Annotated in this window: 1 protein-coding gene and 1 pseudogene; both read right to left on the reverse strand. The window is 74.2% G+C overall.

The genetic code is table 11. The features are described from left to right. Positions 1–6,453, reverse strand: a 6,453-nt coding sequence (locus C2L58_RS06305) for a type I polyketide synthase (protein WP_146073535.1), incomplete at its 3' end; no start/stop codon positions are given. A gap of 47 nt (positions 6,454–6,500) precedes the next feature. Continuing rightward, a pseudogene (locus C2L58_RS06310) lies at positions 6,501–10,184 on the reverse strand (acyltransferase domain-containing protein); the annotation flags it as partial. Positions 10,185–10,259: the final 75 nt, after the last annotated feature.

The following is a 10,259-nucleotide window of genomic DNA, read 5'->3' on the forward strand; positions in this document are numbered from 1 at the left end:
ACCCGCTTTTTCACTCACGACAAGCCGCGGCAGACCCTCTTCGGGGGCTTCCTCCAGAATCAGGTGGGCGTTCGTGCCGCTGATCCCGAACGAGGACACCCCGGCTCGGCGGGGACGGCCGGTACGCGGCCACTCCCGTGCCTCGGTCAGCAGCGAGACCGCCCCCGCGGACCAGTCGACCTGGCTGGTGGGCCGGTCGACGTGCAGGGTCGGCGGCATGACGCCGTGCCGCAGGGCCTGGACCATCTTGATCACGCCCGCGACCCCCGCGGCCGACTGCGTGTGCCCGAAGTTCGACTTCACCGACCCCAGCCACAACGGCGTCTCGCGGTCCTTGCCGTAGGTGGCCAGGAGAGCTTGGGCCTCGATCGGATCGCCCAGCGCCGTCCCGGTGCCGTGCCCCTCGACGATGTCCACATCGGACGGTTCGAGACCGGCCCCGGCGAGGGCCCGGCGGATCACCCGCTGCTGGGACGGCCCGTTGGGGGCGGTCAGGCCGTTCGACGCGCCGTCGGAGTTGACCGCGCTGCCGCGCAGCACGGCCAGGACCCGGTGCCCGCGTTCGCGCGCCACCGAAAGCCGTTCCAGCACGACGACGCCGACGCCCTCGGCCCAGCCCGTGCCGTCCGCGCCTTCGGCGTAGGCCTTGCACCGGCCGTCCCCGGCCAGGCCGCGCTGCTTCGCGAACTCGACGAACGTCCCGGGCGTCCCCATCACCGTGACACCGCCGGCCAGCGCCATCGAGCACTCACCCTGCCGCAGGGCTTGCCCGGCCAGGTGCATCGCGACCAGCGACGACGAGCACGCCGTGTCGATGGTGACGGCCGGCCCCTCGAACCCGAAGACGTAGGACACCCGGCCCGAGACGACGCTCGACGCGCCCGCCGTGCTCGCGTAGCCCTCCAGCTCGGCCGGGTCCGCGCCCATCCCGTAGCCCTGGTTGGACACCCCGGCGAAGACTCCGACGTCGGCGCCCTTCAGCGAGCTCGGGTCGACACCGGCGCCTTCGAGGGCTTCCCAGGACGCCTCCAGCAGCAGCCGCTGCTGCGGATCCATGGCGAGCGCCTCGCGCGGCGAGATCCCGAAGAAGCCCGCGTCGAACAGGCCGGCGCCGTCGAGAAACCCGCCCTGGCTGGTGTAGGTCGTGCCCGAGCGGTCGGGGTCGTCGTCGAAGAGGTTCTCCAGGTCCCAGCCCCGATCCGCCGGGAAGGGAGACAGCCCTTCGAGGCCCTCGCGCACGAGGCGCCACAGGCCGTCGGGGTCGGTGACGCCGCCGGGCAGGCGGCAGGACATGCCGACGATGGCGATCGGCTCCCCGGCGTCCGCGGCTCCGGCGGCGACCGCCGGCGCGCTCGCGACCGTGTCACCGAGCTCGTCACGCAGGTAGCGGGCCAGCGCGACCGGCGTCGGGTAGTCGAAGACCAGCGTGGCGGGCAGCTTCAGCCCGCTCGCCTCGCGCAGCCGGTTCCGCAGTTCCACCGAGGTCAGCGAGTCGAACCCGGTGTCCTTGAACGCCGTGTCCGCGCGGACGGCCTCCGGTCCGGCGTGCCCGAGCACCTGCGCGACCTGCGTGCGGACGACGTCGAGCAGCAGTGCCTCCTGCTCGGCCGGGGCGAGCCCGGCGAGCCGCCCGGCCAGTCCCTTGTCCACAGTGGACGCCGGACGGGCCTGCTGCCGCCCCGGGCGGACCAGGCCGCGCAGCAGGTGCGGCACCGTCCCGCCGGCCCGGGTCTTGCGCAGGTCGAGCTTGACCGGGACGACGAGCGCGTCCGGCGCACCGGCCGCGGCGTCGAACAGCTCCATGCCCTCGGCGGGCGAGAGGGCCAGCACACCGCCGCGGTCGGCCCGTGCCTGGTCGGCGCCGCCGAGGTGCGCGGTCATGCCGTCGGTCTGCTCCCACAGGCCCCAGGCCAGCGACGTCCCGGGCAGGCCGGCGGCCCGGCGGTTCGCGACCACGGCGTCCAGGTAGGCGTTGGCGGCGGCGTAGTTGCCCTGGCCGGCGGAGCCGAAGACCCCGGACGCCGAGGAGAACACGACGAACGCGCCGAGCTCGAGGTCGCGGGTGAGTTCGTCGAGGTGGCGGACCGCGTCGGCCTTCGGCGCGAACACCGTGGCCAGCCGCTCCCGCGTCAACGACTCGAAGACGCCGTCGTCGAGGACACCCGCCGTGTGCACGACGGCGGCGGGCCGGTGCTCGGCCAGCAGCGCCTGCACCTGGTTCCGGTCGGCCAGGTCGCCCGCCAAGACGGACACCTCGGCGCCCTGGGCGGTGAGTTCGGCGGTCAGCTCGGCCATGCCCTCGGCGGCGGGGCCGCGACGGCTGACGAGCACGAGCCGCCGGACTCCGTGCCGGGCCACCAGGTGCCGGGCGGTGAGCACGCCGAGCGAGCCCGCGCCCGAGATCAGGACCGTCCCCGGACCGGAAACGACGGGGGTTTCCGCGGCCTCGGCGCGCGCCAGCCGCGGGGCCGTCAGCGTGCCGCCCCGGACGGCGACCTGCGGTTCGCCGGTGGCCAGGACCGCGGCCAGCGGAATCTCGCCGTCGGTGTCCAGCAGGACGATCCGGTCCGGGTTCTCCGCCTGCGCGGCCCGGAGCAGGCCCCACACCGCCGCACCGGCGGGAGCGCGCACCACCCCGTCGCCGTCGGGCACCGCACCCCGGGTCACGACGGCCAGGCGGGCGTCGTCCGGCGCGTCGGAAAGCCACGTCTGTACCGCTTCCAGCACGCGGCCGGTCAGTTCCAGGGGCTCCTCGCCGGTGGCTTCGAGCACCTCGACGTGGTCTGTGGGTGCCTCCCCGGCCGCGGGGATCTCGGTCCACTCCAGGCGGAACAGCGCGTCCCGGTGAGCCGCCGCGCCCAGCTGTTCGGCCGACACCGGCCGGGAGACCAGCGAGTCCGCCGTCACGACGAGACCGCCGGCCTCGTCCGCGGCCTCGACCGACAGGGCGTCCGGGCCGCTCGGGGCGAGCCGGACCCGTAGCTCGGCCGCCCCGGCGGCGTGCAGCACCAGGCCGTTCCAGGCGAACGGCAGCACCGGCCGGCCGGGCTCTTCCGTCGTGGCGGCACCGGCCATGCCCGCGTGCAGGGCGGCGTCCAGCAGGCCGGGGTGGATGCCGAACCGGGCCGCGTCCGCGCGGTCCTCTTCGGCCAGCGCGACCTCGGCGAACACTTCGTCTCCGCGCCGCCACACCGCCCGCAGGCCGCGGAACGACGGCCCGTAGGCGTACCCGCGCTCGACGAGGCCGTCGTAGAAGTCCTCGACGTCGACGCGCTCGACCCCGGGCGGCGGCCAGGCGGTGAAGTCGAACGCTTTCGACGTCGACGGCGTCGAAGCCAGGAAGCCGGTCGCGTGCCGGGACCAGACCTCGGCGCCGGCGTCCTCGCGCAGGGAGTACACCTCGACCGCGCGCGAGCCGGTCTCCCCCGGCGCGCCCACGACGACCTGGATCCGGACGCCGCCGTGGTCCGGCACGACCAGCGGCGCCTCGATGACGAGTTCCTCGAGCACCGGGCAGCCGGCCTCGTCCCCGGCGCGGACGGCCAGCTCGACGAGCCCGGTGCCCGCGACGAGCACCACCCCGCCGATGACGTGATCGGCCAGCCAGGGATGCGACTTGAGCGACAGCCGCGCGGTGAAGACCAGGCCGTCCGACTGCGGCAACCGCACGACCGCGCCCAGCAGGGGATGGTCGGCCGCGACCTGCCCGAGCGACGCCGCACCGGTGGCCCGCACGGCCGGGTGCAGCCAGTAGTTCCGCTGGTCGAAGGCGTACTTCGGCAGGTCGACGAACCCGGTCACCGGCGGCAGCAGCGCGGACCAGCCGACGGCCGTCCCGCGGACGAACAGCTCGGCGACCGCGGCCAGCAACGCTGTCTCTTCCGGGCGGTCGTCCCGCAGCGCCGCAGCGCAGGTGACGTCGGCCGTCTCCTCGACGAGCCCGGTCAGCGCCGCGCCCGGCCCGAGTTCCACGAACATCGCCGCACCGGAGTCCGCCGCGGCCGCGATGCCCTCGGCGAACCGCACCGGCCGCCGCACGTGTTCGGCCCAGTAGCCCGGCTCGGTGAGTTCACCCGGCTCGGCGAGCCGGCCGGTCACGTTGGAGACGACCGGGATTTCCGGCTCGTGCCAGGTCACCCCGGCCAGTTCGGCGGTGAACTCCGCGAGCATCGGTTCCATCCGCGCGGAGTGGAAGGCGTGGGAAACCTTCAGCTGCTTGGCCTTGTGCCCGCGCTCGCGCATCCGGGCGGCCGCGGCGAGGACCGCGTCCTCGTCCCCGGAAAGAACCACCGCCGAGGGGCCGTTGACGGCGGCGAGTTCGACGCCCTCGCCGAGCAGTTCGGCGACTTCGTCTTCGGAGGCGGCGACGGCGACCATCGCCCCGCCCGGTTCCAATGCCTGCATGAGCCGTCCGCGCGCCGCGACGATCCGGGCCGCGTCCGCCAGCGAGAACACGCCCGCGGCGTACGCGGCGGTGATCTCGCCGATGGAGTGGCCGATTACGACGTCCGGCCGCACACCCCAGGACCCGGCGAGCCGGAACAGCGCGCTCTCCACCGCGAACAGCCCGGCCTGGGTGAACACGGTTTGGTCCAGCAGCCCGGTTTTCGCGGGCACCTCGCCCAGCACGACGTCCCGCACGCGGTGCCCGGCCCGGCCGGCCAGGCAGACGTCCAGCTGTTCACAAGCCTCGTCGAAGGCCGTCGCGAACACCGGGTAGCGGTCGTACAGCTCCCGGCCCATCCCGAGCCGCTGCGAACCCTGGCCCGGGAAGACGAACCCGACCTTGCCCGGACGGCTCGCTCCGGTCACCACGCCAGGCGCGCGTTCCCCGCGCGCCAGCGCCCGCAGCCCGGCCACGGCGTCCTCGTCCGAGCCCGCGACGACGACCGCGCGATCACCCAGCAGCGCCCGGCTCGACAGCAACGCACTTGCCACGCGGGCCCGCGACGCACCGGACTCCAGGACGTCGGCCAGGCGCACGGCCTGGGCCGCCAGCGACGCCGGGCTGCCCGCCGAGAAGACCACCGGCACCGGTCGTGAGTGGAAAGGAGGGTTAGAACCCGCCTTTCCACTCACGAGGTCTTGGGGCGGGGCTTCCTCGAGGATCAGGTGGGCGTTCGTGCCGCTGATGCCGAAGGCGGAGACGCCGGCCCGGCGCGGCCGGTCTCCGGCCGGCCACTCGCGCGGCTCGGTCAGCAGCTCGACCGCGCCGGCCGACCAGTCGACCTCCGGCGTCGGCTCGGCCACGTGCAGGGTCGGCGGCATGGCCCCGTGCCGCAGGGCCTGCACCATCTTGATCACCCCGGCGACCCCGGCGGCCGCCTGCGTGTGCCCGAAATTCGACTTGACCGAGCCGAGGAACAGGGGCCGCTCGCGGCTCTGGCCGTAGGTCGCCAGCAGCGCCTGCGCTTCGATCGGGTCGCCGAGCGCGGTGCCCGTCCCGTGTGCCTCGACGACGTCCACATCGGACGCCACCAGCCCGGCCCCGGCCAGTGCCCTGCGGATCACGCGCTGCTGCGAAGGCCCGTTCGGCGCGGTCAGGCCGTTGGAGGCGCCGTCCTGGTTGACCGCGCTGCCGCGGATCACCGCGAGGATCCGGTGCCCGCGTTCCTGCGCCACCGAAAGCCGTTCGAGGACGAGCACCCCGGCGCCCTCGGCCCAGCCGGTGCCGTCCGCGGTCGAGGAGAAGGCCTTGGACCGGCCGTCGGCGGCCAGCACCCGCTGCCGCGAGAAGGCGACGAACGTGCCGGGCGTCGGCATCACGGTCGCGCCGCCCGCCAGCGCCATCGAGCACTCGCCCGCGCGCAGGGCCTGGGCGGCGAGGTGGATGGCCACCAGTGACGACGAGCACGCCGTGTCGATGGTGACGGCCGGGCCTTCGAGCCCGAAGACGTAGGACACCCGGCCCGACGCCACGCTCGACGCCGCCCCGATGCCCGCGAAGGCCTCCAAGTCGGGGGTGATCGCGCCGGCGCCGTAGCCCTGGGTGAACACGCCGGAGAACACGCCGACGTCGCTGCCCTTCAGCGAAAGCGGGTCGACCCCGACGTCTTCCAGGGCCTCCCACGACGTCTCCAGCAGCACCCGCTGCTGCGGGTCCATGACCAGGGCTTCCCGCGGCGAGATGCCGAACAGGCCCGCGTCGAACCGCCCGGCCCCGCGCAGGAACCCGCCCTGACTGGTGTACGACGTCCCGGGGTGGTCCGGGTCCGGGTCGAACAGGCCGTCCAGGTCCCAGCCGCGGTCGTCGGGGAAGTCCGAGAGTGCGTCGACGCCGTCGGCGACGAGCCGCCACAGGTCTTCGGGCGAGGCCACCCCACCGGGGAACCGGCAGGCCATCCCGACGACGGCGACCGGCTCGTCGGCGTGCCGGGCACCCTGCTTGCGCAGGCTGTGCAGCTCCGCCGTGACGCGCTTGAGGTACTTGAGGAGTCTTTCGTCCGTGGCCATTCCTGTGTCCTCACAAAGGTTTGCTGGAGCGTGGGTCTCGAACCGGGTCAGGTGAGGCCCAGCTCCTCGTCGATGAAGTCGAGGACTTCGTCGGCGGACGCGGCTTCGAGCCGGTCCGCCAGCGTTTCGCCGTCCGCTTCGCCGCTCACGCCGTTGCACCGGGCGACCAGTCCCTGCAGCCGGAGGGTGAGCCCGGTCTTCGTGGATTCGTCGAGGACCAGCCCGCCGAGCAGCGCCTCGACGTCTTCGAGGCGGGCGTGCACCACCGAAAGCACGTCGTCGCCGGCGCCGAGTTCGTCGCGCAGGTGCCGGGCGAGGACCAGCGGGGTCGGGTAGTCGAAGGCGAGCGTCGCGGGCAGCTTGAGCCCGGTGCTGTCCCGCAGCCGGTTGCGCAGGTCGACCGAGGTGAGCGAGTCGAACCCGGCGTCCTTGAACGCCGTGCCGTCGCGGACGGCGTCCGGCCCGGCGTGCCCGAGCACCGCCGCGACCTGGGTGCGGACCAGGTCGACGAGCAGCGCCTCCTGCTCGGGCGCGGCCAGTCCGGCGAGTTTCCCGGGCAGGCCCTTGTCCACTGTGGACGATTCTTGCGCCTGTCGCCGCCCGGGGCGGACCAGGCCGCGCAGCAGGTGCGGCACGGCGCCACCGGCCCGGACGGCACGCAGGTCGAGCTTGACCGGCACGAGCAGCGGGGGCCGCGCGGCCAGCGCGGCGTCGAACAGGGCCATGCCCTCCTCGGCGGTGATCGGCCGGACGCCGCCGCGGCTCATCCGGGCCTGGTCGGTGCCGCCGAGGTGCGCGGTCATGCCGGTGGCCTGCTCCCACAGGCCCCACGCCAGTGACAGGCCCGGGAGACCCGCGGACCGGCGGCTCGCCATCGCCGCGTCCAGGAACGCGTTCGCCGCCGCGTAGTTGCCCTGGCCGGGCGAGCCGAAGACGCCGGAGCCGGAGGAGAACACGACGAACGCGTCCAGGTCCCGGTCGCGGGTGAGCTCGTCGAGGTGGCGGACGGCGTCGACCTTGGGCGCGAACACCTTGGCCAGCCGGTCTTCGGTCAGCGTCCCGATGACGCCGTCGTCCAGGACGCCCGCGGTGTGGATGACGCTCGCCGGGCGGTGCTCGTCGAGCAGGGCGGCCACCTGGGCGCGGTCGGCGAGGTCGCAGGCGACGACGGAGACGTCCACGCCCTCGCCGGTGAGGCCGGTGACCAGGTCCTTCGCGCCCCCGGCGGCCAGGCCGCGCCGGCTGGCGAGCACCAGTTTCCGCACGCCGTGGTGGGTGACCAGGTGCCGGGCGACGATCTCGCCGAGCACCCCGGCGCCGGAGACCAGGACGGTTCCTCGCAGACCGGGTACCGGGGCCGCTTCGGCCCGCGCGAGGCGCGGGACGTAGAGGGCTGTGCCGCGCACGGCGACCTGCGGCTCTCCGGTGGCCAGCACGGCGCCGAGCGGGACTTCGCCGTCGGTGTCCAGCAGCACGATCCGGTCCGGGTTCTCCGCCTGGGCGGAGCGGACCAGGCCCCACACCGCAGCTGCCGCGGGGTCGGTCACCGGGGTGTCCCCGGCGGGCACCGCGCCGCGCGTGACGATGACCAGGCGCTCTGCTGCTGGCTCGGTCAGCCACGCCTGGAGCTTCTCCAAGACTCGGGAGGTCGCCGTGAGCGGGGAATCGCCGCCGGGGACCTCCACGACCTCGGTGTCGTCGGCGGCCACCACCCCGCTCTCGGGCAGTTCGATCCAGTTCACCCGGAACAGCGAGTCCTTGGTGGTGCCCGGCTGTCCGAGGGACACCGGCCGCACGACGACCTCGTTCGCCGTGACGACCAGGTTGCCGGCGCCATCGACCGCTTCCAGGGAACCTCCGGGCCCCAGCCGGACCCGCAGGGTCGACGCTCCCGCGGCGTGCAGCGTCAGGCCGCGCCACTCCATGGCCTGTGACAGGCCGTCTTCGCTGAGCAGAGCCGCGTCCAGGAGCGTGGGGTGGATGCCGAACCCCTCCGCGTCCACGCCCTCGGGCAGGGAGACTTCGGCGAAGATCTCGTCGCCGGTCTGCCGCACGCCCGGAGGCGGCGGCGTCGCCGACAGCGTGCCGGTGGCGTGCCGGGTCCACTCGTCGGTGGCGGCTTCGGGCTGGGCGTGCACTTCCAGGGTCCGTGAGCCGTCGTCCGGGCCGCTCACCGTGACCTGAATCCGGATCGCGCCGCGGTCCGGCATGATCAGGGGCGTCTCGACGACGAGTTCGTCGAGGACCGGGGTGCCGGCCTCGTCGCCCGCCCGGACGGCCAGCTCGACCAGTGCCGTGCCGGGCACGACGACCACGTCGTCCAGGGTGTGCCCGGCCAGCCACGGCTGGGACTTCAGCGACCACTCGGTGGTGAAGACCAGGCCGCCGGTCTGCGGCAGCCGGACCACCGGGCCGACCGCGCCGGTCGCGGACTCGACGTACCGCAGCCAGTAGTGCCGGTGGTCGAAGGCGTAGGTCGGGAGGTCGACCCGGGCGGGCGGGACCAGCGTCGTCCAGTCGACGTCGACCCCGCGGACGAACAGCTCGGCCATCGACGTCAGCAGCCGGCGGAGGCCGCCGTCGTCCCGCCGCAGCGAGCCGGTGACGACCGGATCCCCGGCGAGTTCGCTGATCGCCTGGACGAGCACGGGATGCGCGCTGACCTCGACGAACACCCGGTGGCCCTGGTCGAGCAGCTCGGCCACCGCGGGGCCGAAGCCGACCTGGTTGCGCAGGTTGCGGTACCAGTAGCCGCCGTCGAAGGCTCCGGCGTCGCGGATCCAGCCGCCGGTGAGGGTGGAGAAGAACGGCAGTGCCGGCGCCTGCGCCTCGATCCCGGCCAGCGCCTCGGCGAGGGGCTCCTGGATGTCTTCGACGTGCCGGGTGTGGGAAGCGTAGTCCACCGCCACCCGACGGACCCGGATTTCCTTCTCGGACAACGCTTCGAGAGCCTGGTCGAGGGCTTCGGCGTCCCCGGCGATCACCACCGACGACGGGCTGTTGACCGCGGCCACCTCGACCCGGTCCGCCCACGGCCGCAGGTGCGCGAGCGCGTCTTCCTCGCTCAACGCGACCGACGCCATCCCGCCGCGTCCGGCCAGCTTCGCCGCGATGGCCTGGCTGCGCAGGGCCACGACCTTCGCCGCGTCCGGCAGCGACAACGCTCCTGCCACGCAGGCGGCCGCGATCTCCCCCTGCGAGTGACCGACCACCGCGTCCGGCCGGACGCCGGCGGATTCCCAGACCGCGGCCAGCCCCACCATCACGGCGAAGCACGCGGGCTGCAGCACGTCGACCCGCTCCAGGTCACCCCCGCCACGCAACACGTCGAGCAGCGACCAGTCGATCCACGGCTCCAACGCCGTCGCACACTCCGCGATCCGCGCGGCGAACACCGGCGACGCGTCGAGGAGCTCCCGGCCCATCCCGGCCCACTGCGAGCCCTGGCCCGGGAACACCCACACGACCTTGCCCGGCACACCCGCGGCGGCCACCGTGCCGGTCACGACATCCGGCGTGCTCTCGCCGCGGGCGAGCGCGGCCAGCCCGGCCATCGCCTCTTCGCGGGTGGCCGCCACCACGACGGCCCGGTCCCCGAACAGCGAGCGGCCGGAGATCAGCGCCCCGGCGACGTCCACCAGCGGCTCGCCGGACACCTCGAGGAACGCGGCCAGCCGCTCGGCCTGCCCCGCCAGCGCCCCGCGAGCCGACACCACGACCGGCACCACCGACCCTCGTGAGTGGAAAGGAGGGTTAGAACCCGCTTTTTCACTCACGACAAGCCGCGGCAGACCCTCTTCGGGGGC

Origin of the sequence: Amycolatopsis sp. CA-126428, from assembly GCF_002904335.1 — a bacterium.
Taxonomy (GTDB): Bacteria; Actinomycetota; Actinomycetes; order Mycobacteriales; family Pseudonocardiaceae; genus Amycolatopsis.